The 25,672-nt window shown below is 48.0% G+C and carries 22 protein-coding genes; 15 read left to right on the forward strand and 7 right to left on the reverse strand.

Annotation, left to right across the window (positions count from 1 at the left end; all coding sequences use genetic code 11):
• Positions 1 to 2: 2 nt before the first annotated feature.
• The 13 genes from EBI00_RS11785 (at position 3) to EBI00_RS11845 (ending at position 15,816) form a co-directional block, all read left to right on the forward strand.
• Positions 3 to 2,153 (forward strand): alpha-galactosidase, encoded by a 2,151-nt coding sequence (locus tag EBI00_RS11785; protein ID WP_123096136.1) that lies wholly within the window; start codon positions 3 to 5, stop codon positions 2,151 to 2,153.
• Positions 2,154 to 3,890, forward strand: coding sequence for an IlvD/Edd family dehydratase (locus tag EBI00_RS11790; protein WP_123096137.1), 1,737 nt, complete (start codon positions 2,154 to 2,156; stop codon positions 3,888 to 3,890). It abuts the gene before it with no gap.
• Positions 3,890 to 4,663 (forward strand): SDR family NAD(P)-dependent oxidoreductase, encoded by a 774-nt coding sequence (locus tag EBI00_RS11795; protein ID WP_123096138.1) that lies wholly within the window; start codon positions 3,890 to 3,892, stop codon positions 4,661 to 4,663. Before EBI00_RS11790 ends, EBI00_RS11795 begins: the two co-directional genes overlap by 1 nt.
• Positions 4,663 to 5,649, forward strand: a complete 987-nt coding sequence (locus EBI00_RS11800) for a 2-dehydro-3-deoxygalactonokinase (RefSeq protein WP_123096139.1) — start codon at positions 4,663 to 4,665, stop codon at positions 5,647 to 5,649. Before EBI00_RS11795 ends, EBI00_RS11800 begins: the two co-directional genes overlap by 1 nt.
• 1 nt (position 5,650) lies before the next feature.
• Positions 5,651 to 6,289, forward strand: a complete 639-nt coding sequence (locus tag EBI00_RS11805; protein WP_241557025.1) for a 2-dehydro-3-deoxy-6-phosphogalactonate aldolase — start codon at positions 5,651 to 5,653, stop codon at positions 6,287 to 6,289.
• Positions 6,290 to 6,336: 47 nt separating this feature from the next.
• Entirely contained in the window at positions 6,337 to 7,215 is an 879-nt protein-coding gene (locus EBI00_RS11810) for an SMP-30/gluconolactonase/LRE family protein (RefSeq protein WP_123096140.1), read from the forward strand.
• 3 nt (positions 7,216 to 7,218) lie between these two features.
• Positions 7,219 to 9,189, forward strand: coding sequence for a beta-galactosidase (locus EBI00_RS11815; protein WP_123096141.1), 1,971 nt, complete (start codon positions 7,219 to 7,221; stop codon positions 9,187 to 9,189).
• Between the two features lie 113 nt (positions 9,190 to 9,302).
• Positions 9,303 to 10,526 (forward strand): ABC transporter substrate-binding protein, encoded by a 1,224-nt coding sequence (locus EBI00_RS11820; RefSeq protein WP_123096142.1) that lies wholly within the window; start codon positions 9,303 to 9,305, stop codon positions 10,524 to 10,526.
• Between the two features lie 229 nt (positions 10,527 to 10,755).
• Positions 10,756 to 12,309, forward strand: coding sequence for an ABC transporter substrate-binding protein (locus EBI00_RS11825; protein WP_123096143.1), 1,554 nt, complete (start codon positions 10,756 to 10,758; stop codon positions 12,307 to 12,309).
• Positions 12,306 to 13,241, forward strand: a complete 936-nt coding sequence (locus EBI00_RS11830; RefSeq protein ID WP_123096144.1) for an ABC transporter permease — start codon at positions 12,306 to 12,308, stop codon at positions 13,239 to 13,241. Before EBI00_RS11825 ends, EBI00_RS11830 begins: the two co-directional genes overlap by 4 nt.
• On the forward strand, positions 13,238 to 14,026 hold the full coding sequence (locus EBI00_RS11835; RefSeq protein ID WP_123096145.1) for an ABC transporter permease: 789 nt from the start codon (positions 13,238 to 13,240) through the stop codon (positions 14,024 to 14,026). Before EBI00_RS11830 ends, EBI00_RS11835 begins: the two co-directional genes overlap by 4 nt.
• A complete protein-coding gene (locus EBI00_RS11840) occupies positions 14,023 to 15,411 on the forward strand; it encodes an ABC transporter ATP-binding protein (protein ID WP_123096146.1) in 1,389 nt (462 codons plus the stop codon). Before EBI00_RS11835 ends, EBI00_RS11840 begins: the two co-directional genes overlap by 4 nt.
• 153 nt (positions 15,412 to 15,564) lie before the next feature.
• Positions 15,565 to 15,816, forward strand: a complete 252-nt coding sequence (locus EBI00_RS11845; protein WP_123096147.1) for a hypothetical protein — start codon at positions 15,565 to 15,567, stop codon at positions 15,814 to 15,816.
• Positions 15,817 to 15,945: 129 nt separating this feature from the next.
• Here EBI00_RS11845 and leuA read toward each other — a convergent pair whose 3' ends face one another.
• Positions 15,946 to 17,619 (reverse strand): 2-isopropylmalate synthase, encoded by a 1,674-nt coding sequence (gene leuA / locus EBI00_RS11850; protein ID WP_123096148.1) that lies wholly within the window; start codon positions 17,617 to 17,619, stop codon positions 15,946 to 15,948.
• Between the two features lie 192 nt (positions 17,620 to 17,811).
• On the opposite strand from leuA, the gene EBI00_RS11855 reads away from it, so the two are divergent.
• Complete coding sequence (locus tag EBI00_RS11855) at positions 17,812 to 18,285, forward strand: Lrp/AsnC family transcriptional regulator (protein WP_123096149.1); 474 nt, start codon at positions 17,812 to 17,814, stop codon at positions 18,283 to 18,285.
• A gap of 2 nt (positions 18,286 to 18,287) precedes the next feature.
• On the opposite strand, the gene EBI00_RS11860 is transcribed toward EBI00_RS11855, so the two are convergent.
• Genes EBI00_RS11860 through EBI00_RS11885 form a run of 6 tightly spaced genes read right to left on the reverse strand, consistent with a single transcriptional unit; the run spans position 18,288 to position 25,278 of the window.
• Complete coding sequence (locus tag EBI00_RS11860) at positions 18,288 to 20,114, reverse strand: BatD family protein (protein ID WP_123096150.1); 1,827 nt, start codon at positions 20,112 to 20,114, stop codon at positions 18,288 to 18,290.
• A complete protein-coding gene (locus tag EBI00_RS11865; RefSeq protein WP_123096151.1) occupies positions 20,108 to 21,850 on the reverse strand; it encodes a vWA domain-containing protein in 1,743 nt (580 codons plus the stop codon). The genes EBI00_RS11860 and EBI00_RS11865 overlap by 7 nt, the downstream gene beginning before the upstream one ends.
• Positions 21,847 to 22,869 (reverse strand): vWA domain-containing protein, encoded by a 1,023-nt coding sequence (locus EBI00_RS11870; RefSeq protein ID WP_123096152.1) that lies wholly within the window; start codon positions 22,867 to 22,869, stop codon positions 21,847 to 21,849. Before EBI00_RS11870 ends, EBI00_RS11865 begins: the two co-directional genes overlap by 4 nt.
• Positions 22,862 to 23,350: a DUF4381 domain-containing protein gene (locus EBI00_RS11875; RefSeq protein WP_123096153.1), complete on the reverse strand. Its 489-nt coding sequence runs from the start codon at positions 23,348 to 23,350 to the stop codon at positions 22,862 to 22,864. Before EBI00_RS11875 ends, EBI00_RS11870 begins: the two co-directional genes overlap by 8 nt.
• The gene (locus tag EBI00_RS11880) at positions 23,350 to 24,276 is read right to left on the reverse strand and encodes a DUF58 domain-containing protein (RefSeq protein ID WP_123096154.1); all 927 of its coding nucleotides are present in this window, start codon (positions 24,274 to 24,276) and stop codon (positions 23,350 to 23,352) included. The genes EBI00_RS11875 and EBI00_RS11880 overlap by 1 nt, the downstream gene beginning before the upstream one ends.
• A gap of 33 nt (positions 24,277 to 24,309) precedes the next feature.
• Positions 24,310 to 25,278 (reverse strand): AAA family ATPase, encoded by a 969-nt coding sequence (locus EBI00_RS11885; protein WP_123096155.1) that lies wholly within the window; start codon positions 25,276 to 25,278, stop codon positions 24,310 to 24,312.
• A 129-nt stretch (positions 25,279 to 25,407) separates the two neighbouring features.
• Here EBI00_RS11885 and EBI00_RS11890 point away from each other — a divergent pair, with 129 nt between their 5' ends.
• Positions 25,408 to 25,629 carry a DUF2835 domain-containing protein gene (locus EBI00_RS11890; RefSeq protein ID WP_123096156.1) on the forward strand — a complete coding sequence of 74 codons (222 nt, stop codon included), beginning with the start codon at positions 25,408 to 25,410 and terminating at the stop codon, positions 25,627 to 25,629.
• Positions 25,630 to 25,672: the final 43 nt, after the last annotated feature.

Raw genomic sequence — 25,672 nt, forward strand, 5'->3', positions numbered from 1 at the left:
TGATGTCTGACGAGTTAAACATGTTTTTTTATCGACAAGATTTACCAGAGCAAAACAAGACCTTGGTAATTACTTGCCCAAAACAGGGTGCGCCAGAATTGTTGTATTTTGGTGATGCTTTACCCAAAACGACCGATTTAAACAGCCTCTATTTGTCACAGCAGGCAGCCATACCGCAAGGCATGATGGATAAACCTACCCCTATGTCGCTGATTCCTGAAGCGGGCCGCGGTTGGTTGCAAACGCCAGGAGTGGAAGCCATGGCTGCAGATCGGCCAGCGTGGGCAGCTTGCTGGACATTAGTGGATGTGGAAGAGCAGCAAAATGGCTTTTTGATTCGCTTAGAAGACAAGGTTGCGCAGTTGTCGGTGGCTCTGAATATTGGCTTGTTGCCGTCTGGTCTATTACGTCAGCAGTTAACATTGAGCAACCACGGTCAAGCCGATGTCACGGTGCAACGTTTGGCTTGTACTTTACCCGTTGCCAGTAAATGTACTGAACGAATGGGATTTTATGGCCGCTGGTGTCAGGAGTTTCAGCAAGAGCGCAGTGATTGGTACGCCACTTGGTTGCAAGAAAACCGCAATGGTCGCAATTCTCAAGCGAACTTTCCGGCCGTTATTGTGGGTGAACAAGGCTTTGGTGAGCAACAGGGTGAGCTTGTTGGTGCGCATCTAGCGTGGAGCGGCAATCACAGATTAAAAGCTGATTACACCGCCGAAGGTCATCGCTATTTGCAAGCCGAAGTTTTGTATTTGCCGGGGGAAATCGTGCTGGCGACGAATGAGTCGATCACGACGCCAGAATTCTTAGCCGCACACAGTGCATCTGGTTTAAACATCATGAGCCAACAGTTTCATCAAGAAGCGCGTCATCGTTTGAAGTTAACTAAGCCTCGTCCTGTTCATCTCAATACTTGGGAAGCCTTTTACTTTGATCACGATATGACCAAGCTGAAAGCACTGGCGAAAGCCGCCGCTGAAGTAGGTGTCGAGCGTTATATTCTTGATGATGGTTGGTTCCGTGGTCGTCACCACGACAAAGCGGCGCTGGGTGATTGGTTTGTTGATGTCGGCAAATACCCAGAGGGTTTAATGCCCTTGATTCGTTATGTGAAAGACGACTTAGGTATGGAGTTTGGTTTGTGGTTTGAACCTGAAATGGTCAATCCAGACTCTGATCTATTCCGTGCGCATCCGGATTGGGCATTGCAGTTGCCTCAGTACGAACCTGCTTTGGCACGTAATCAATTGGTATTGAACTTAGCCAAACCAGACGCTTATCAATATATCCGTGAGCGCTTATTTGCCTTGTTTAGCGAATATCCGATTGATTATGTGAAATGGGATATGAACCGAGACTATACCCAACCAAGCGGTGATATTGCGCCACAGGCTCATGCGCAAGTTGACGCCTTGTATCGTTTGTTGAGCGAGCTCAATCAAACGTTTCCTAATATGGAAATTGAGAGCTGTTCGTCTGGCGGTGCGCGAGTGGATTTTGGCATTTTAAATTACACCAAACGTTTTTGGGCGTCAGATTGCAACGATGCCTTAGAGCGTCAAAGTATCCAACGCGGTTTTAGTTATTTTCTGCCACCAGAGGTAATGGGCTCTCATATTGGCCCAGACAAAAGCCATACCACCAGTCGAGTGCATGACGTGACCTTTCGAGCAGGAACCGCCATGTTGGGGCATTTGGGCATCGAATGGAATTTACTAGACGCTAATGAAGAGCAAAAAGTAACGATTGCCAATTGGCTCTCTCATTACAAGCAGTACCGAAGCGTGTTGCATAAAGGCAACAATTGGCGTTTGCCCAGTGCCGATGGCCGAGCACAAACCCAGTGGGCGTTGAGCCAAGATCGCCTGCAAGGCTTGGCTGTTTATAGTCAACTCGCCATGCCAAAACAAGCGCAAACCTTGCCTGTTTGCCTGCCGAATTTATTACCAGATCAACTCTACCGAGTAGAGGTTCTGGAACACAGCCCATTACCAGGCCATCTGATGAAAGTCTTGCCTGCGTGGTGGAAAAAAGACCTTATTTTAAACGGTGCGAGTTTGAGCCAAGTTGGCTTACAGCTGCCTATTTTTGACCCTGAATCTCTCGTATTGCTAGCGATTCAAGCCGTACCTTTGATGGAGAAACATTGAATGAGCGACAACAATAATAAAGATAAAAAACCATTACGCAGCCAACAATGGTACGGCAAGTTAGATAAAGACGGTTTTATTCATCGTAGTTGGATGAAAAACCAAGGTTTGCCAGATCACAGTTTTGATGGTCGCCCCATCATTGGTATTTGTAATTCATGGAGTGAATTGACGCCGTGTAATTCGCACCTTCGTGAATTGGCGGAATACGTAAAGCGTGGCGTGTGGGAAGCGGGCGGTGTGCCTTTAGAGTTTCCCGTGATGTCGCTGGGTGAAACTCAAATGAAGCCGACGGCCATGCTGTTCCGTAATTTGATGAGTATGGACGTGGAAGAGTCCATGCGCGCTTACGGCATGGACGGTGTTGTTTTGCTGGGCGGTTGTGACAAAACCACGCCAGCGCAATTAATGGGCGCGTGCTCAGTGGACTTACCGACTATCGTTGTGTCTTCTGGCCCAATGCTAAACGGTAAATATCGCGGTAAAGACATCGGCTCTGGCACCGATGTATGGAAATTCAGTGAAGCGGTCCGCGGTGGCAAAATGAGCCTTGATGCTTTCATGCGCGCGGAATCGGGCATGTCTCGTTCTCGTGGCACTTGTATGACCATGGGAACGGCGTCGACCATGTCGTGTCTGATTGAAGCTTTGGGCATGTCGTTACCAGAAAACGGTACCTTGCCAGCAGTAGATGCCCGCCGTCAGGCGTTGGCGCATATGACAGGCGCTCGCATTGTCGAGATGGTCAAAGAAGATCTAAAACCGTCGGATATTTTAACCAAGACTGCGTTTGAAAACGCCATTCGTGCCAATGCTGCCATTGGTGGTTCTACCAATGCGGTGGTGCATTTGTTGGCGATTGCGGGGCGTGTTGGTGTGGAGTTGACCTTAGAAGATTGGGATCGTATCGGGGCGGAAATTCCTTGCTTAGTGGATTTGATGCCATCGGGTCGATTCTTGATGGAAGACTTCCATTACGCGGGCGGTTTTCCAGCGTTAATTCAGCGCTTGAGCCATCTGTTTGATATGACTGCCAACACAGTGTGTGGCGCTACCTTGGGTGAGATTACCGAAGGCGCAGAGTGTTTCAACGAAGAGGTGATTCGTCCTCTTGATAAGCCATTACGAGCGAACGCGGGCATTGCGGTGTTACGCGGTAACTTGTCGCCACTAGGCGCGATTATTAAACCGAGCGCAGCGACACCGGCGTTGTTGCAACATACAGGCAAGGCCGTGGTGTTTGAAAACATCGAAGACTACAAAGCCCGTATCGATACGCCAGAGCTGGAAGTCGACAAAGATTCGATTCTGGTGCTGAAAGGCTGTGGACCAAAAGGTTATCCGGGTATGCCAGAAGTGGGCAACATGGCCTTGCCAAGTAAGTTGTTAGAACAAGGTATTACCGACATGGTGCGCATCAGTGATGCGCGCATGAGTGGCACGGCGTTTGGTACTGTGGTGCTGCATGTGGCGCCCGAATCGACTGTCGGCGGGCCGTTGGCCTTGGTTCAAAACGGCGATGAAATCACCCTTGATGTAGAAGGTCGTGGTTTGCATTTGCATATTTCTGATGAAGAAATGGCGCGTCGTAAAGCCGCATGGCAACCAGAAGAAAGTGAATATCACCGTGGCTATGCCAAATTATACATTGACCATGTTATGCAAGCGGATCAGGGAGCCGATCTAGACTTTCTTGTTGGCAACAGTGGCTCAAAAGTGAGCAGGGAGTCCCATTAATGACACATCATCAAAATAAAACGGTTTTTCCCAGTTTAGCAGGGCGTCATGCTCTGGTGAGCGGGGGAGCGTCTGGCATTGGCGAAGCCTTGGTGCGAGCGCTGGCTCAGCAAGGGTGTTTGGTGAGTTTTTTCGATATTGATCAAGTAGCAGGCGATAGCCTAGCAAAAGAGCTGAATGATCAAGGATTAAAAGCCCATTTTAATCTAGTGGATTTGACAGAAATAGACACGCTTCAAAACGTCATTGCGGAACGAATGGCGGATTGGGGCGCGATTCGTATCTTGGTAAACAATGCCGCTAATGATCAACGTCATACCTTACAAGACATGACGTCAGAGGCGTTTGACCAATGCATGTCAGTGAATTTAAAACACCATTTCTTTGCAGCTCAAGCGGTGGCGCCAGCCATGGCTGAAGCCGGTGGCGGAAGCATCATTAATATGAGTTCGAACTCTTGGATGTTGGGGCTGGCTGGTTATCCGGGCTATGTGACCGCAAAAGCCGGTATTTCAGGCTTAACCAAAGGCTTGGCCCGTGAGCTTGGTGGGCAGAAAATTCGTGTTAATACGGTACTGCCAGGCTGGGTGATGACGGAAAAGCAAAAGCGTCTGTGGCTGACCCCAGAAGCGGAAGCTGAGCTGATGACACAGCAAGCGCTGAAAGAAAAAATCGAACCAGAAGATGTCGCCGATTTAGTGTTGTTTTTGGGCGCAGATGACAGCCGAATGATCTCTGGACAAAGTTTGATTGTGGACGGAGGGCGTGTGTAATGACGCCATTAACTCCAGTTTCTCATACGGTTAGAGATCACCCCCGCTTTATTGCTGTTGATTGGGGAACGACCAATTTACGCGCTTTTTTGATGAATCAGGATGGCGATATTGAAGAGCAACGAGACAGTGATCGCGGCATGCTCAAGCTCGGCACAGCGGATTTTGAAACCGTTTTATCCGAGTTGTTAGGCGACTGGCTCACGTCTGATTTACCCATCTATATGGCGGGCATGGTGGGCAGCCGAGGTGGCTGGCAAGAAGTGCCATATCAGCAATGCCCAATCAAGTTGGATGATTTAGGTGACCACCTGGTGTGGTTGTCGACCTCATTGCCCAATCGTGTGGCTATCGTTCCTGGGTTGCAAGCCATTGGCATAGCGGGTCACCTTGATGTAATGCGTGGTGAAGAGACTCAGCTACTGGGCGCAATGGATTGGTTAGAGGCTGAAGGTCGCGGTAAAGATGCGCCGCTATTTTGCTTGCCAGGTACCCACTGTAAATGGGTACAGATTACCGATGGGCAGGTAGTGCAATTTTCTACCTCGATAACAGGTGAATTATTTGCACGATTGGATGATGAATCCAGTCTAGTAAAGGGCTTGCCTAAGTCGGATCAGCTGAATGAAAACGCCTTTAACAAAGGCGTGCTCGCCAGTCAGCAAGCAGGTGGTATTTTGCATCATTTGTTTAGTGCTCGTAGCCGTTTTGTTTGTGGCGAACTGAGGGCCGATGAGGTGCGAGACTACCTGTCTGGTGTGGTGATTGGTCATGATGTAAACGATGTGTTAGCGACGCAGGCCACATCAACAAGCCCCGTTTTGATTATTGGTAGTCAGGCGTTAAGTGAACGGTATGCTTTAGCCTTGTCTTCTCGAGGCCTTAACGCTGAGTTTTTAGCGGCGAACGAAGCCAGCATTCGGGGCTTAAAACGCCTAGCAAATCGTCAAAATACGTTGAAAAACCGTTCGGCTATAGGAGCTTAACATGATGACACACTCTTTTAATGCATTGATGCATGAATTCCCCATGGTCGCCATATTGCGTGGTGTTACACCAGATGAGGTGGTTGAGCATGCTCAAGTTTTGCTGAATGCTGGTTTTCGTTTGATTGAAGTGCCGCTTAATTCGCCCGATGCGTTTACCAGTATTCGCACATTGCAAGAACGCTTTGGCGATCAAGCCTTGATCGGTGCGGGCACTGTATTGACTATGCCTCAATTAACCGAACTGGTCGCCACTGGCGCTAAGCTGATGGTCTGTCCGCACACGGACGTCGAGCTGATTAAAGCGGCAAAAGTGGCTGGCTTGTACGCCATGCCGGGCTTTTTTACCGCGAGCGAAGCGTTCGCAGCACTGCATGCGGGCGCGGATGCGGTGAAACTCTTTCCGGCCGAAGCCTTACCAACGATCAATGTGGTGAAAGCCTTGGGCGCCGTGATTCCTGCCGAGACGTGGTTGTGTCCCGTTGGCGGCGTAACGCCAGATAACGTGAAAGAGTATTTGAATGTGGGTGCCCGTGGTTTTGGGCTGGGGTCCGCGTTGTATAAAAAAGGTCAGTCTGTAGAAACCACTCGTGCCAATGCAGAGGCCTTTATGGCCGCGTGGAAAGCGTATCAGAAATAAGGCTCTTATTAAGTTAAGTCGTTAAAACAGGTGGGAGAATAACAATAATGCATCAAATCAGTACGCAGCGCCATCAACTGGCCGAAGGGCCATTTTGGAGCCAGTCAGAGCAAGCCCTTTACTGGGTCGATATTCCGGCCTGCCAAGTGTGGCGTTGGCACCAAGCGTCAAATGAAACTCAACATTGGACTTTGCCGAAAAAAGTGTCCGCGGTATTTACCACGCAAAGTGATCGATTATTGGTGGCCTTGGCAGATTCCGTCGCGTACTTAGACAAGTCTACTGGCGAATTAGAGCCATTGTGTGATTTGGATACAGACATTCCTGGTAATCGCAGTAACGATGCGAAATGTGACCCTAATGGGGATCTTTGGGTAGGCACCATGGACGATGCCGAAGAGCAAGCATCGGGTCGACTCTGGAAAGTGACACCAGAGGGCAAGAAGACCTTGATGCTGGAAGGCATTGGTATTTCCAATACGTTGGCGTGGGATGAGTCTCGTGGACGGTTTTACTTTGGCGATTCCATGACGCGCAAGGTACATGCTTTTCCTTACCCGGAATTTTACGATGTGCGTAGCCAAAAACCGTTTTTTGCAGTGAAAGAAGGCATTGGTGCCGATGGTTCTTGCATCGATTCTGAAGGGTGTTTGTGGAACGCCAACTGGGATGGTTCGCGAGTGGTGCGCTACAACCCAGAAGGTGACGTATTACAAACCATTGAATTGCCTTTTTCAAAACCCACAAGCTGCGCATTGGGTGGCCCAGACGGCAATATCTTATTCATTACTTCTGCCAGCGTAGCTACCACTGAAGACGAATTGGCAGACAAACCTTTGTCTGGTCATGTGATTGCCATCGATTTAAACAGCGCAATGGGGCTGGATGTTACTGGTGCGCCAAGTCAGCCTTTTGCAGGAGCATAGAATATGAAATTAGGTGTATGTTATTACCCAGAACATTGGCCAAAAAGCCGTTGGGTTGAAGACGCTAAGCACATGCAGCGTATCGGTATTGAATTCGTGCGTATTGGTGAGTTCAGCTGGAGCAAAATCGAACCCACTCCTGGGGAATTTCATTGGGAATGGTTAGCAGAATCCTTGGATATTTTGCATGCCCATGGTTTGAAAGTCATTTTAGGAACGCCGACCGCGACACCACCAAAGTGGCTGGTGGATCGTCATCCATCGATGTTGGCGAAAGACGAGCAGGGCCGAGTACGTCACTTTGGTTCGCGTCGCCATTATACCTTTGCCAGCCTTGAGTACCGTGAAGAATGTCGTCGTATCGTTACTTTGATGGCACAACGATATGGTCAGCATCCGGCGGTAGCGTCTTGGCAAACCGATAATGAGTATGGCTGCCATAACACCATATTAAGTTATGCCGAAGCGGATTTGGCTGCGTTTCGTCTTTGGCTGGCAGAGAAATACGGAACAGTTGCCGCCTTGAATAAAGCCTGGGGCAATGTGTTTTGGAGCATGGATTATCGGTCTTTTGATGAAATTGAATTGCCAAACTTAACCGTGACCGAAGCCAACCCATCCCATCGTTTGGACTTTCAACGTTGTTGCTCAGATCAAGTGGTAGCCTTTAACAAGCTGCAAGTGGATATCTTGCGTGAGCATTCCACAGGCCGTGATTTAGTGCACAACTACATGGGATTCTTTACGGCATTTGATCACCACAAAGTGGGTCAAGATCTGGATGTGGCGAGTTGGGATACTTATCCGCTGGGCTTTTTGGATCAAGAAGCGATCTATACCGCAGAAGAAAAACACCAGTACATGCGCGTTGGGCATCCCGATTTTGGTGCTTTTCACCATGACTTATACCGTGGCTGTGGTAAAGGCCGCTTATGGATAATGGAGCAGCAGCCTGGCCCTGTGAACTGGGCGCCACATAATCCCACACCTGCCAATGGCGCTGTGCGCTTATGGACATGGGAAGCCTTTTCTCACGGTGCGGAATTGGTGTCGTATTTCCGCTGGCGTCAGGCGCCCTTTGGGCAAGAGCAAATGCACGCAGGATTGCTGCGCCCAGATGCCGAAGAAGCCGAAGCCGCTCAAGAAGCGCGTCAGGTTGCGGAGGAGGTGAAACGTTTATCGGCGTCTTTGGGGCTGGATGCAGACGAGTTAATGTCGCTTCCCAGCGCCGGAAAAGTGGCTTTAATGTTTGATTATGATGCCTGTTGGTCATTGGATATTCAGCCTCAGTCTCGTGCTTACCGCTACCTGTTTTGGTGCTACCGCATGTATGAAGCGCTACGTGAACTTGGATTATCAGTCGATATTATTCCAAGCAATGCCTCTTTAGATACCTACGAGCTACTTGTGTTACCTGCTCAAGCTCACATTTCTCCTGAGTTACATGACAGGTTAGGTGCGTATCAAGGCGTGCTGTTTGCGGGGCCAAGAACGGGGAGCAAAACCGACAGTTACCAAATACCTGAAAACCTTGCTCCGGGTCCATTGGCTAGTTTATTACCATTAACGGTAGAGCGAGTTGATGCCTTGCCTGAGCATACCCAGCCCGCCGTATCGGGTCGTTGGGGGGCAGGTAACCTCAAACACTGGCATGAACAGATAAAGACGACATTGCCGTGTTGGTTAAAAGATGACGGAGGGAATCCAGTGCTAATGGGAGAGGGTCGCCATTATTATCTTGGCTCTTGCATTGATACTGAGGTGTTAAAGGCCAGCTTGGCGAAGCTTGCTGAGATGGCGAATTTACCTACTTATTATTTGCCAAAAGGGGTACGCGTTCGGGAGCGAGGCAATGTCATTTTTGTCTTCAATTATGGGGTAAGTCCGGTATTTTTTGCGCCAGAAAACGCCGCGTTATTGATGGGTGACCCGATGATAAAAGCAGCGGGCGTTTCAATCTGGAAGAAAAACTAAATAAAGTGGAACTGAGTTTCTTTTATTGTGTTTTAGTGGTTGATAATTCGTCAAACTTGATTAATACTGAAACCCAGTTCCAATTAATAAAAAAGAAAAAGAGGGCTTACTAAATGAAAAAATTACAATCCATGTTGATAGGGGCAATGGCACTGGGTGCTGTCTCTATGGTGAACGCTGGAACCTTGGTGATTAATTCGGATCAAGCCGATCCAGCACCTAAAAAAGCGTTTGCTGAGATCATTGAAAAATTCGAAAGTGAAAACCCTGATATCACCGTCAAATACAATTTGTACGATAAAGAAGGCTACAAAACTGCGATTCGTAATTGGCTAGCGACAACGCCACCTGACATCGTTTTTTGGTACGCGGGTAACCGTATGAAAGCGTTTGTTGATCGCGGTTTATTTGAAGATGTCAGTGATATTTGGGACGAGCAAGAGCTGAAGGTAAACATGGCGTCAGCGGCGCCTGCCATGACCATTAATGACAAGCAGTGGGGCGTTCCATACACCTACTATCAATGGGGCATTTATTACCGCAAAGATATTTTTGACAACCTAGGGTTGGCTGAGCCTAAGACGTGGGAAGAATTTATAGCGGTAAACGACACCTTAAAAGCCAACGATATTGCACCCATTGCGATTGGTACTAAATACTTATGGACCGCAGCCGGTTGGTTTGACTATTTGAATTTGCGTACCAATGGCTTGGACTTTCATATCGATTTGATGGATGGCAAGATTCCTTATACCGATCCGCGTGTGCGCCAAACCTTCGAAAATTGGAAGGTGTTGATTGATAAAGGCCATTTTTTAGACAATCATGCGTCGTACTCTTGGCAAGAAGCACAGCCCTTTATGTACAACGGCAAAGCCGCTATGTACTTAATTGGTAACTTCATTGTGCCGAATTTCCCGAAAGAACTGGACGGTAAAATGGGTTTCTTCCAATTCCCACAGATAAATCCTTCAGTTGGTATGGCGGAAGATGCGCCGATGGACACCATTCATATTCCAGCCAAAGCGGCCAACAAAGAAGATGCGCGTAAGTTCTTGGCCTTTATGGCACGCGCGGACAACCAAACCTTGGTGAATGAAGCCTTGTTGCAGATCCCGCCACATGCCAAAGCCAAAGCGCCAGATGATTTCTTCTTAAACAAAGGCGTTGAAATGTTGAATAACGCTTCCGGTACCGCTCAATTTTATGACCGTGATACAGACCCCAGCATGGCACAGGAAGGCATGAAAGGTTTCCAAGAGTTTATGGTTAGACCTGAGCGTATGGATGCTATTTTGAAACGTTTAGAAGGCGTTAGACAGCGTGTGTTTAAATAATCACATTCTAATAGGCCACAATGCTTCTTTTTGATCTAACGCTTTAAGCGAATAGCCAATTAAGCAACTAGCAAAGTAAAAAAACCAGTTCAACCTTCGTTGAGCTGGTTTTTTTTTGGATTTTATACAGAGATTACTGGGGGTTAATGAAAGTTATTATCAAGTGATTGTCATGTGTATTTATTATGTTATATCATAACTTTTTGTCATAGTTGTGAGTGAGCAAATAATGATCTCTTGTGGTTTGAAGCGTGTTTTGTCCTGTGTGTTGGTGGTTGGGGCTTTGTCGAGTGGGGGAGCGATTGCGCAACCGACTCAGTCTAATACCTTGTCGATCAGTGCGGCGTTTGAATTTACCAGTTTAGACCCGTCTAAAAATGGTTTTATTTACAGCCGTATGCAGGTGTTGGAAACACTGCTGGATGTGGATGAAAAAGGGCTGTTGATTCCCGCGTTAGCTGAGCGTTGGGAGATCAGTGAAGACGCAAAAACCTGGTCTTTTCATTTACGGGAAGGGGTGCGTTTTCATGATGGTGCCTTGATGGACGCGGAGGCGGTCGTCAATAGCTTGTCTATTGCTCAAGCCAAACACGGTGCACTACGAAATGCGCCTATTGAAAGTATTCAAGCCGTTGATAAAAACACGCTAGTGATTCGCTTATCTCGGCCTTATACGCTTTTAGGGGCGGTATTAGCCAATTATGCCAACGGTATTGTGTCACCAGAAGGGTATGGTCAAGACGGTGAAGTGTTAGCTTTGTCTGCAACGGGGCCTTACCAGCTGCATCAGTTTGCTCCGCCACACAAATTGGTCGTGGAAAAATTTGACGATTATTGGGGAAAAAAAGCCACAATTCCCTATGCGAGCTATTTAACCGGTCACCGTGTTGAGAGCCGCGTGTTGCAGGCGCGCAGTGGTCAGGCAGATATCGTGTTTGGTTTAGACCCTGCCAGTATTCCTTCTCTGAAGCGTTTACCAAATTTAGCTCTGTATTCCAATGCGATTCCTCGAACCATTGTTTTGAAGGTAAACAGTGGTCACCCATTTTTAAACGATGTGAGTGCGCGTCAAGCCCTGAGCATGGCGATCAACCGTCAAGGGATTGCGAATGGCATATTGCGCACGCCCGGGTCGGAAGCCGAGCAGCTGATGCCAGCCTTTTTATCCAATTGGCACCTCAATCGTTTAGACAATGACAATCAAGCTCAGACAATTAAGCCAGATGCTTTATTGGCGTCATTAGGCTGGAAAAAGAATGCCCAGGGAATGCTGGAAAGAGACGGACAGGCGTTTGAGTTAACTCTGATCACCTATGCAGACCGTCCAGAGCTCACCACTGTCGCTACCGCCATCCAAGCTCAATGGCAGGCAATTGGTATCAGCACCAAGGTTCAGGTAACCAATTCCAGTGCCATTCCGATGGGCCATCAAGACGGCTCCTTAGAAGTGGCTTTAATGGCGCGTAACTACGGCTTCATTGCCGATCCGTTGGGGGTAATGTTGTCGGACTTTGGCGCTAACGGTGGCGGTGATTGGGGGGCAATGAATTGGAATAATGCGGAATTGAGCCAGCTTTTGTCATCGCTTGAGCACACAGCAGACCCCAAGCAATACCGAGACATTGCCCAGCGTAGTGCGCAATTGATCTATAACGAGCGTCCAATGATCCCTGTTACTTTTTATGTGCAGCAAACGTCGGTGAATAAGCGTGTCGCAGGCTTTCGATACGACCCTTTTGAGCGCAGTTTCTTTTTGAATGAAATGGAGTTTGTTAAGCCATGAAGGCCATGTTGTTAAAAAGAGCCTTGCAATTAGTGACCGTGGTTTGGGGTGTTGGCACCTTGACCTTCATCCTAATGCGTTCTTTGCCGGGAGACATGGCCTATCGGATCGCAGCGAGTCGTTATGGTCAAGACAATGTGAACTCAGAAGCAGCGGCTTTGGTTCGAGAAGAGTTGAGTTTGGATCAAGGCGCTTTTGCAGCGTATTGGCATTGGCTGCTGGATTTATTGCAACTGAACTTAGGTCATTCTTTGGTGAGCGGCGCCCCTGTTACTGAGATTGTGAACCATATGTTGGGACACTCACTGTTGCTGGCCTTGGCGGGTTTATTGGTGTCGATACTGATTGCGGTGCCAGTGGGTTTGTTGTGCGCTTGGCGAGGTAATCCGCTGGATTCGGTGTTCATGGGCTTGTCGAGCTTGATACGAGCCATTCCTGTGTTTGTGCTAGGTGTTGTATTTATCTTGTTGTTTGCTTTGCATTGGAATTGGTTTCCGGTGGCAGGATTTGGAACACCAGCGCATTTAGTGCTGCCTGCATTGACGTTGGCGCTGAGCTTAGCGGCGGTGTCAAATCGCGTGGTGAGGGATTCTGCTAAACACACTTTCCAAGCAGCATTTTATCAATTCTCCAAGGTCAAAGGTTTGTCTGCTTGGCAAACCTTTCGGCGGCATGGGGCGCGCAATATCGCCGTGCCTGTGGTGGCGTTTTTTGGTATTCAATTGGTGAGCATGATTGAAGGGATTGTGATGATTGAGTCTTTGTTTTCTTGGCCGGGAATTGGTCATGGGTTGGCTCACGCTATTTTTGCCCGAGACATTCCTGTCATACAGGGGGCGGCTTTGGTAATGGGGATCTTGTTTGTCGCCTTGAATACCTTGGTGGACATGCTGTGCTTGTGGATTGACCCAAGGGGAGTAAGACAGTCATGACGCGAACAATGACAAGATCTCAATGGGCGGGCTTGAGTGTATTGCTTGGCTTATTGGTGTTTTCTTTTATGGGGATGGTCTTCTCGCCGTATAGCATTTCTCAGCAGGATTTAAATGCCGTTTTAGACCCGCCTTCTATGGTTCATTGGCTTGGTACCGATCACTTTGGGCGCAGTATGTTTACGCGCATGGCGCACGCGGTGGGTTTGTCATTTGCCTTGGGTGTGTTGTGTGTGGTGACGTCTTCTTTACTAGGAACGGCCTTGGGCGTTTGGGCCGTCTGGGGGGGTAAAAAAGTCGATCATGCCTTAGGCGTGGTGGTCAATATTCTATTGGCCTTGCCTGGGTTAGTGGTCGTGCTTTTGTTTGCGGCTATTGTGCCAGGGTCGTTCTGGATACTGTATTTGGCGATCTCACTGGTGCAATGGGTGGAGTATTTTCGTGTGGTTCGCGCCATTACGCAAAATGTCATCGAAAGCCCAGCCAGACAGTCATCTCACATGATGGGTTTTGGTCGTTGGTATCAATTTAAACGCCATATTTGGCCAGCCATTGCCCCTTCTGTTTTTACCTTGGCGGCGTTTGGCGGTGCGAATGCCATTTTAACTATGGCGTCTTTGGGTTTTGTGTATGTGGGGATTCAACCGCCATTAGCCGAGTTGGGTCTGATGACAGTAGAATTATTTCCATTTTACAGTGATGCCCCTTGGTTATTGGCGCAACCCTTAGTTGTCATTGCCTTAATGGTATTTGGGTTTCATTTGTTGGCAGGGAAACGGGTATGAGTGTATTGCTAAAATTAACCGATGTGGCCGTGTATGTGGGTGACACTTGTTTGCTGGAGCCGATATCGCTTGAATTAAAACAAGGGGTACCGCTCACGATTTTAGGACAAACCGGTTCTGGTAAAAGCTTGTTAGCGCAAGCCGTTATGGGGTTGTTGCCTGCCACCTTGTCACTTCGAGGTGTGGTTGAGGTGTTTGGAAAACCACTGCCTCTCAGCGAACGCCAGTCATTATGGGGGCGAGAAATGGTTATGCTCCCCCAAGAACCTTGGCATGCGTTAGACCCGTTAATGAAAGGCATTCATCAGGTGGCTGAGGTATATCAGCACGTACAAGGCCAATCTTATCAGCAAGCCATGGCGGGTGCGGCGCAAGATTTACAGCAAGTAGGCTTAGCCGACAGTGCTCACAAACGGCCCGGTCAGTTATCCGGTGGTATGGCGCAGCGTTTGGCTATCTCGGCCGCAACGGCGGGCGGTGCTCATGTGATTTTGGCGGATGAGCCGACAAAAGGGCTGGATGTGTCTCGCCGTGACGGAATTGTGCGTTTGTTGCAGTCCCGTTCAGCACAGGGCAGCTTATTAACCATTACCCATGATGTGGCGATTGCTCGCCAGTTAGGTGGTGAACTGCTGGTGATGAAAGAAGGACGATTGGTTGAGCAGGGTAAGGCCGTTGAGGTGCTTGATCACCCACAAGACAGCTACACACAGGCACTGATCGCTGCGGAGCCTATCGCTTGGCGAGAGGTTGCGCGACCTTCTCGGGATCAGGCCGCAGAAACGGTTTTGATGGCAGAAAACATCGCCATTGCGCGAGGAGGGCGAACCTTGTTTGAAGGCGTGTCGTTTTCGGTTAAGAAAGGTGAAGTAGTTGGTGTGGTCGGTGACAGTGGCTGCGGTAAGTCTTCCTTGGGCGATGCGTTGCTGGGGCTGTTGCCAGTGTCGGCTGGAAAAATAACGCGATCGAATAACACAGCAAAACCCTATCAATGGCTAAAATTGTATCAAGACCCACCTTCTGCGTTTACTGCCAGTGTGTCATTGGGCACGTTATTAAACGATTTAGTCCGTTTGCATGGTATAGCGCAAGAGCGTATAGCGCCCTTGATGACGCGGTTGAATTTGCCTGAAACCCTGTTGCAGCGTTCGTGCTTGGAGGTGTCCGGCGGCGAATTGCAGCGTTTTGCTATTTTGCGTGCCTTGCTGCTGGATCCGGTGTTTTTGTTTGCGGATGAGCCAACGTCACGTTTGGACCCGATTACGGCAAAAGACGTGACCCATTTATTGGTTGAATTGGCGAGAGAAACGGGGTGCGCTGTGCTAATGGTGAGTCATGATCCTGACCTGGTGCAAAAAACCTGTGATCAAGTCATCGCTTTGTAATGTCTTAAAGGGGCACCATAAATAAGTGAACCGCTTTTCATCTGTTTATGGTGCTGCTAAATAGTCAAATACCGAGCACGGACTGTGCTTTGTGTTTCACTTTTTAGCCACCTGTGGTCTAATTTTTAAAGATAACTTTAATTAGGAAAGACCATGTCGCCAAAGATCTTATTTTCTGCTGCCTTGATTGGGCTAACGAGTTTTTTTGTTTCCACTAATGCGTTTGCCTTTGAGGACTATTGTACCCCTAAGCTAAACACCTACTTGGAAAGTGTACAAAAGACGGTGGATTCAAAGTATGTTGCTCAGCGTCAAAAAGACGTCGCACAAAAAATATTGGATAGAGTAAAAAACAGCCGTAATGACACGGAAGATTGTGTTTTATTGTCTAAGTTGTTGCCATAGTTTGCTATTCATTCAAGGCTCGTTGATCTGCTTTGTTGATTTCATAAGCAAAAAAAACCGAAAATGTGAATTTTCGGTTTTTTTATGTGCTTCTTGCGGATTAATTACGCAATAGCCGCATTTTTATCATCAAGCAACAGCGGCGTCTTTGTTTTCAGCAACTTTTTGGTTCACTGTGGCCAATAAAGCCTGAATAGACGCGGAAACAATATCGTAATCAATGGCAACACCGTTGTAACGATCACCGTCAATGTTGGCCTGAACATAGGCAATGGCTTGTGAGTTACTGCCCACTGTCAAGGCGTGTTCTTGATACTGAATAATGTCGACGCGCATATTAAAGTGGCTGCCTAGCGCCTCGCTGAATGCAGACAAAGCACCATTGCCATTGCCTTTAATGCTTAGCTTGCCATCTTCACCGATCAATTCCGCTTTGACTGTGTCCACGTCGTCTTTTGCAAGGTCATATTTGCCTAATTTGTAAGGCGTGTCCCCTGTCATAAAGTGGGTTTCGAATAAATTTTTCATCGATTCGGCATCCACAACACCACCGTCTTTTTCTGCAAATGCTTGCACGATTGGGCTGAATTCTACTTGCAACCAGCGAGGCAAAGCCAAACCGTATTCTTGCTCAAGAGTATAAGCGACACCGCCTTTACCGGACTGGCTGTTTACACGAATGACTTCTTGATAGCTGCGTCCCACATCGCGAGGGTCAATGGGCAAGTACGCCACATCCCAAGGTTTGTCGTCGGTTTGGTTAGCCAAACATTTTTTAATCGCATCTTGATGAGAGCCAGAGAAGGCGGTGAACACCAATTCGCCTGCGTAAGGGTGACGCGGGTGAACTTGTAACAAGGTGCAAGCTTGAACCACACTTATGATGCGGTCCATATCGCCCAACGCCAACTCTGGATCAATACCTTGGCTGTATATGTTCATCGCCATAGTGACGACGTCCATATTGCCTGTACGCTCGCCGTTACCTAGCAATGTGCCTTCGATACGGTCTGCGCCAGCCATAACGCCTAATTCTGCGGCCGCTACACCACAACCACGGTCATTGTGAGTGTGTAGGCTTACAATCATGCTGTCGCGCTGTTTAACATTGCGGCAGAAATATTCAATTTGGTCTGCATAACGGTTAGGAGTAGACACTTCTACGGTTGCAGGCAAGTTGATAATAATTTTGTTTTCAGGTGTGGGTTGCCATACATCGGCAACAGCATCTACCACTTCAATGGCGTAATCGATCTCTGTGCCTGTAAAGCTTTCTGGTGAATACTGAAAGACCCATTCTGTTTCTGGGTGCTTTTCGGCGTGTTCTTTGACGCATTTGGCGCCGTTCACTGCTATTTGTTTAATGCCTTCTTTGTCCATGCGGAAAACTTGTTCACGCTGTGTGGTGGACGTTGAGTTATACACGTGAACGATGGCTTTCTTAGCGCCTTTTAAAGACTCGTAAGTGCGAGCAATCAATTCAGGGCGCGCTTGAGTCAATACTTGAACGTAAACATCGTCTGGTACTTGGTCTTCTTCGATCAACCAACGAACAAAGTCAAAGTCCAACTGAGACGCCGCTGGGAAACCGACTTCGATTTCTTTGAAACCAACATCCACTAGTAGGGCAAAGAACTGTTTCTTTTGTTCCACTGTCATGGGTTCAACCAAGGCTTGGTTACCATCACGAAGGTCAACACTGGACCAGATTGGCGCTTTGGTAATGGTCTTGTCTGGCCAGGTGCGATTTTCAATAGCAACAGGCTTAAATGCTGTGTACTTAGTATGATCAAAAGAAGTCATGATCTTTCCCTTATTCTTTGATGGAGCCGATAAGCTCACGTTGTTATTTGGTTCACTTGGTTAAGTGACTTGCTATGACTCTATCATAGCGAATTTTATTGGGTAAAAGATTGCGTTTTTTATAGCAATTGCAATATTAATGGCATTAAATTGCGCAATACAAGTAAAAATTAGCGAAAGGGAGTGCCTGTTATGGGTTTAGATAAAATAGATTTGAGTATCTTGCGTGAATTACAGCAAGATTCTAGCTTAACTAATCAGGAGTTGGCAGATCGTGTCGGTTTGTCTGCCTCACCTTGCTTGCGTCGGGTAAAGGCGCTGGAGGAAAGCGGTGTGATTGATAAAAGTGTGACCTTGTTAAATCAAAACAAACTGGGGTTAAAGCTGACCGCGTTCATACAAATTAGTATGGACAGACACACTCCCGACCGCTTTGAACTGTTTGAATCGACCCTAGAGTCTTTCCCTGAGGTGAAATCTTGCAGCCTAGTCACGGGGCAGTCGGCGGATTATCTGCTTGAAGTTGTGGTGGAAGACATGGAGCGCTACCAGGAATTTCTCCTTGGTAAGCTGACTCGTATTCCAGGTGTTACCGGCGTGCATTCGAGCTTTTTATTGCGCAGAATCATCAGCCGAACATCTTTGCCCTTAGACCATCTGAAATAAGGTTAAAAATTCGGGTACAGAGTTTTCAGTTGGCTGGCTTGGGATGGCCTAGCTTGCCCACTGGTAAATTCTTCCAGTGCTTCTGCGAGTGGTTCTCCTTGCCATTCGTGAGCGGGATTGTTGGAGTACATCATGAGTTCCGCTTCCATCAGCAATTGAGTTATTTGCACGGACGTCAGGCGTTTTATGTCGTCTACACTGCGTATTTCCTCGTCGCCCCAGCGATGGCGAGCCCATTCCAGCAGAATGGGCCTTAGGGAATGAAGCTGGTTTTGCTGGCAACAGTCGACCAAGACTTGGTAAGCGCTGGTTTCATTTTGTGTACTGAGTGGCGCAAATTCTTGCAGGGTAGGGACCTGCGCTTCGTCTTCTACCGGGTCTTTTTTGCGTTTAAACCAGAGCAAAGACCAAACCCCTACCATCACAAGGGCAAAAAGAAACAATCCCGCCACCAAATAATGACGTAGTGAGAAGTCACCGCTGGACTGGGTTAGCGCAATGTCGACATTGGCCGGTGAGGGCATTGGTGTTTCTTCTGTTTCAAGTGGTTTTTTCGCCAACGAAATAGGCGCAACCGAACGTGGCTGGGCGGGAAGAGGTTGGTTAGTGACAGACGTTCTGTTGCTCGCGCTGTTATTTCCAGAGTTCGACGGTAAGGCGGCAATTGTCATCGCTTGCGTTGCACGCTTGGCGGTGCGCATGATTCTTTCTTCTGTATCCCAATAGATGATGTCGATTTCGGGTAAGGTCAAATTCCCTTCGGTGGTAGGCACGACTTCAATGGTTATGGTTTGAATGCCGGTGACACCACTGGCGTTTTTCTGCGTGTCGAATTTAGGGGGTTGAGGATACAGTTTGTAATCCCGTGTGCTGTTTAAACTCACGAGGGGGATTTGTTCTGGCAGAGCGCCTTTTGCTCTGATGTCGATTGTCCAAATCAGGGTATCACCGACTTTGGGCGTATCGCTGGTCGTGGTCAATTCTGTTGCGATACTGACGTCAGAGCTGGGCAGCCAATTATCGCCAGTGTAGCTGGCTGGGATAGGCAATACTTGAAGACGAAGTGGCTCGCTTTGCACCTTGATCATTCGGCGCCCTGTTGAGGTGTTGACCATGGCTTGAATACTTTGTGGTGGAATGGTTAACACACCGCTGCGCTGTGGAAAAACAAGGTAATCACGAGTGATGACTTGGTATTCTGTGCCGTTGACCGTTTGGTAGTCTACCTGATCGTCTATTAATCTCTCGATGACAAGGTCTGGATGAGACGGCACCGAACGATTGGCATTTTGTAATGACACTGAGGTAAAGAGCTGAACACTTAAAATCACTTCTTGTTGCAGATAAGGCTCTATTTCAGAGACATCCATGCGCATTAAAACAGGGGGATTACCGTTACTGTCCATCAATTGGGGCGCATTTCGGACCACTAAACGAATGGGCTGAGATTCATAATTACCAATTTTAATGGCCGGGATTTCCACGGTACCCACGGATTTAGGCATTAAAGACACAACCCAGAAATTTAGCGCCGTGCTGGTGCCTAGGTTAAAGCTAAACTGGCTGTTTTGACTTTTGCCTAATATTTCAAAATCGCGTTCTAACGGAGTTAGGTCTGGGCCATTTCCTGTATCTGAAAAATCCGCTCGCAATGTCAGCTGGACGACTTCGTTTTCCGTGACGGCGTTTTTATTCAGCGACGCGGTGACACTGGCCGCATAAAGCGTTGCTGATTGCGTGATAAAAAGCATTATCGTCAATAATGAAGCCAACAAGGCAGGCAGCCTGTTGGACGTTAGAAACGAAAATGAAGATTGCTTTCTTACCATGGGTTTTGCCCATCCTTCTGTGTATATCGATTGTCACTGCGTTTTTCTTGGTGTAAATGCCACAATTTACGCTGTAATAATAAGCCTGGATCGTCTTGAATTTGTCTTAGCCACTGATTCAACGCCTGTGCTTCTTCGTTGTTGAGCTGGGTGTTTTCAAGCTCGGCTGACGGTTGTTCATTTGCGTCTGGTGACTCGCCATTATCCTCAGGTGTTTTGGTGTTGTCTTGTTTTTCGTTCTTTTTATTGTCATTTTTTGCGTCAGTGTGTTCTTTGGCGTCATTTTGATCTGTGTTGTCGGATGAATTTTCTTGATTATCCGTTTGGTCTTGTGAATTTTGTTCTGACTTTTCTGCGTTATTTTCCTGTTGAGAGGCGTCGTTTTGTTTTTCTTGGTACTGTCTTAAGTAATCAAGGTTCTCTTGAGCGACGCTCAAGGAGGGATCTTGTTCTAAGGCTTTTTCATAGGCGCTTATTGCTTCTTGAACATTCCTCAACAGCGCAAGCGCATTGCCTAAGTTGTAATTATCGGCGGCGCTTCGCTCAATGCTCTGTAAGGCTTCCGCTGTGGTTGGGTAGTTTTCCAGAGCATAAGAAGACGCGGCTTTCCAGTTTGGTTGCTGGAAATATCGGTCGGCGGTTTGCCAATCTCCTTGATCAACGGCCTGTTGGCCTTTTTGGTCTTTTGTTTTGAACCAGTCGAGTGGCGATGCCTGCACTTTTTCTGAGGGCAGGGTGAATAAGGTAAGCATCATCATCAACAGCATGCCTTTTCTAAATTGAAAGGCCAGCCAAATAACAAAGGGCAGAGCAAACCAGTGGCCTTGCTCGATCCACTGAATGCTTTTGTTTTGTGCTTGTTGAATGCTCTGATTATCAAGCGATACATCCGTAATACGTGAGACATCATCAGGGCTTAAACGTCCCTGATAAAATCGGCCCCCAAGCGACTCTGTGAGGTTTGTCAGCTCTTGTAAGGGAGTAACGGGCAGTATATTACGGCCATTTTGTCGTAGAATTTGCCCATCAGGCAGGGTGATAATGGCGGGTGTTTCTGTGCCTACCGCGATAAGATCGAGTTGCGTGTTGCGATTTTTGAGTAAGGCCGGAATTTGGACTTTATCTTGCTCGCTGAGGTCGTCGGTGAAGACAATAAGATGCAGCGGAGAAGTATCGTCGTTACTGAGCGACAGCGCCGTTTCAATACCACTGCTCAAATCGCTGCCATACACGGGCATTATGATGGGCTCAAGAGCCAGCAGGAAGTGGGTGATTGTGTCTCTGTCTTGGCTAAAGGGGCTAATCACAAAACCTTCACCGGCAAAGGCAACCAAGGCAATGTCGCCTTCTTTGCTCTGGGTTAAAATGTCTCGCACGCTCTGTTTGAGTTGAGTTTGTCGATTAGGTTTGATGTCAGTGGCATACATAGACAAAGACTGGTCAACCACCATGACGGTTTTGCGGGTGTTCTCAAACTGAGTGCTTGGGGCTTTCGTCCAGCTAATACCAGCCAAGCCAAGACACAGCGATATCGCGACCGCTAACCCAAGCCATTTATTAAGGTGGCGGGTGGCGTCTTTATAGACAAGATGTTGTCGCAAATTTGGATCAATCAGCTTGTTTATGCGGTTGTTTACTAAAGGGTTCTTGTTCACGAACAGAGTCAATAACACAATGGCCGCAATCAATACCAACCAATAAGGGCGCGTAAAATGAATCAGGTCAAACAGCGTCATGATTGGCCCCTTTTCGTTAGGTCGGTGAGGCCTTTTCGGTTAAAAGAAAGGGCATTGCTAGCGAGCAGAGCCAGAGCTAAAAAGGCCAATGAGCCAAGCCCCAACCAATGGAATAAGCTGGTTAACGGTCTTTGCCAAATGTCTTCGGAAGGCGTGGGTTCTAAGGCATCTAGGGTTTGGTAAATAGCTCGTAACTCGTCCGTACTCTTTGCTCGAAAGTATTCTCCACCGGTTTGCGCCGCGATGTTTCTTAGTAAGGTTTCGTCTAGATCGCTGGATGGGTTAACGGCTTTTGGACCAAAGAAGCCTTGCACTATCATGCTGTCTGCGCCGATACCAATCGTATGTACCCGAACGTTTTGAGTCGCAGCAAACGCGGCGGCTTGCAGAGGTTGTACACGACCCGCGGTGTTGGCGCCATCCGTCATCAAAATCAATACCTTTTGGTCGGAGGGGCGATCTTCAAGGCGCTTGATGCCCAAACCAATTGCATCGCCAATGGCGGTCTGCTCCCCCGCAAAACCAATTTGTGTTTCTTGAACCAACTGGTTAATGGTTTTGGTGTCAAAGCTTAACGGTGCCTGCAAATAAGCTTTGGTACCAAACACAATAATACCAATACGATCACCGCGGCGTTCTTGAATAAAATCTGACAGCACCGATTTAGCGGCGTCCAGTCGATTGGCTGTTTGGTCGTTAAGTGTCATGTCGGTTACCTGCATGCTGCCAGACAAATCTAGAGCGATCAGTAGGTCGCGGCCAGACGGTGTCACTTTAGTGGGCTCTCCAAACCAAACGGGTCTGCTGATTGCCAGTATCAATAACACCCAAGCCATGAATAAGCACACATAAGACCAAGATAGGCGCCCCGACATCACCTTGTTGTCTTGATATTGAGCAAGCTGGGCACTATTGCCCCACCAAATACCTTCCCCTTTGGGTTTTGCGCTGGGTAAAAAGTACATGATGATGGGTGCAGGCAACAGAAGCAGAAACCAAGGCCAAGCGAGTTCAAGCATGGTGTTTCCTTATCCAATATCGGGTGGTTTTTAACATAGAGTCCCGTTGTTCGGGTGTCAGCGTTAGCTGCTGGCGGTAGATGCCATGAATAAAATCGTCGCCGAGTAGCGAAAATCGTTTTTTGGCCGGCATTTCTTGGTCCAGCGTTTCAAACAGTGTCTGGCTAGGTAGGGCGGCGACTTGCTGTTTTTCCTCGCTGATTAGGCAACGACGAACCATTTCATGGCAAAGTAAAATGCAGGCTTTGTCGCTGACGTCGTCGGTTTTCGTGAGGCTGGAGATAGACAACCCCGCCAAGGCTTCACGACGATAAGCGCGGGCTTTATGGCGGCGATTCACATACACCACAAGACCGATCAGGCACAAAATAAGAGCGGCAACGACCAACCAAGTCCACCATACCGGCGGCCACATAGGGATGTTTTCTGGTAACAAATACCCTTTGTTGGGCAAGTCTATTTGTGTTTGAACGGGGTCCATTAGTGCAATGCTCCTTGTGATAACAAGTAGCGAGCAATCTTCTCTGGCGATTCGGTTAAATCAAACAACTGATGGCGAATCCCCATACTGGCGAGTTTTTCTCGAAGCCGAGCGTTATCTGACAAAAACGCCGCTTTGGCCTGCTGCATGCTTTGTTGGCTAATGGTGATCTGTTGAATCCCCCGATGGCTGGCCATGGGGTATTGTCCTGGTGGTAAGTTATACGCGTTACTGTCGAAGATTTGCACCCAGTGAACTCGGTTGTGTTGGGCAAGTTGCATTAGGGCAGCGTCTTCTGAAGCGCTCCAGTGCTGTTTGTCCGTGAGTATGATGACATCCTTGTTGTGCGATTTACCGATCAGAGACGTGTTGGCGAGTTGCCCATTAGACCAAATGCTGTTTGGATTGCTGCCATCGGCACGGTGTTTCAGCTGTGAGGCCTCTTTCAGCTGGTTAAGTAGGGTGGGCAAGGTGCCTGATTTGTTACTCGCGTGTTCCTCGCGACCATAGGTCATACGATAGGATAAGGTGTCGCCTTTTTGCTTTGAGCGCCAAGCAATGATGCCCGCCAACTGAATAAAACGCGTAGAAATAAACGTATGACGAGTGCCAAAATACGCCGCGCTGGACAAATCCAATAAAAGCAAACGCTGATGATCGTTTTCTTGCGCATACAGCCTGGTATGAGCTTGGCCGGTTCGAGCGGTCACGCGCCAGTCGATGTGCCTTAAATCATCACTGGCCTGATAGGCGCGCAGCTCAAGCATTTCCATGCCGTGGCCTTTTTGTCGTGAGCGACGTTCGCCAGTCTGGAGAGCAAAGCGAATGGCCTTAGGCGCACGGCCCAAATGCTTGGCGTAGTTCGCCAACAAAGCCAGCTGTGCGTCGTCCAGCTCAGGAGAAGGAGGAGATAATAATGGGCTCATGGTGCTCTTTGCCTTATCTTATCAATGCTCAAGTTAAAGCGCCGGAACATGGCTAATTAATCGTTTTAATAAATCGTCGACGGATAACCCCGCTGCTTGCGCTTCAAACGTGGTAATGATGCGATGACGCAATACGGGCAGGGCAATTTGACGAACATCATCGGGTGTCACAAAGTCTCGGCCATTCAGTAATGCATTCGCACGTGCGCAACGGTCTAAGGCCAGCGTGCCTCGTGGGCTGGCACCAAACTCAATCAGATTCGTGCCTTTACCGGCTTCCCCCAAATAGAGCTCAGGTTGTCGAGTCGCCATCACAAGTTGCACGATATACTGCTCAACGTTCTCTGACATATATAAAGATAAGGCTTGATGCTGCAGCTGAAGAATGTCGTCAGGTTTGCAAATGGGCTGAGACTGGCCCGCTGAGGTTTTGTGTAAATCTTGCTGTCGAACTAAACGCAATACCTCCAACTCGCTGGCAGCACTGGGGTAACCCAACTGTATCTTCATCATAAAACGATCAAGCTGGGCTTCTGGTAGTGGATATGTGCCTTCTTGTTCGATGGGATTTTGTGTCGCAATAACGAAAAACAACGGGGGCAGAGTGTAGCTATGATTGCCAACGGTGACTTGCCCTTCGCCCATGGCCTCAAGTAAAGCAGACTGTACCTTGGCGGGGGCGCGGTTAATCTCATCCGCCAGCACTATGTCATTCATGATGGGGCCAGGAATAAAGCTGAACTTCCCTGTTTCTTGTTGATAAATATCAGACCCTGTTACGTCACCGGGCAATAAATCAGGGGTAAATTGAATGCGTTGAAAGCGGCTGTCTATGGCGCCTGCCAATGCTTTGGCCGCCGTGGTTTTCGCAATACCTGGCGGTCCCTCTAACAGAACATGGCCATTAGCGATAAGAGCGACAAGCAATTCATGGGTTAAGTCAGGTTGGCCAACAACGGCGCGATTTAGGTGGTCTTTTAATTGCTCAATTACAGTTACCATCGAACCTTGGATCCTTATACTTCTGTCAAAAAAAGTGTCAACGCAATATAATAGTCCTCATCTTATCGGATTCAAAACTTTACGCACAGGGCGATATCTGTAAGGGTAATGTAAGTACAGGACGAAAAAATGGCAAAAGTGGTATTAAATGTGGCGCTGTCGGCATTTAAATATGAAGCTATGTATACGGGTTTGGTGAAAAACTTGGTGGCGAGCAGCTTAGATGGGCGTAAAATTCAGCTGCCTTTGTCGGCATTTCAACGTTTTGTCACGCACCAAGGCATTCATGGCCTGTTTGAAGTAGAATTTGATGACAAGAATAAATTAATTGCGGTCACTCGGCTTCAATAAAACAGTCTCTGCATCAAGCTCTTCATCAAGGAAATAGACAGCA

It is taken from the genome of Marinomonas hwangdonensis (assembly GCF_003721245.1).
GTDB lineage: Bacteria > Pseudomonadota > Gammaproteobacteria > Pseudomonadales > Marinomonadaceae > Marinomonas > Marinomonas hwangdonensis.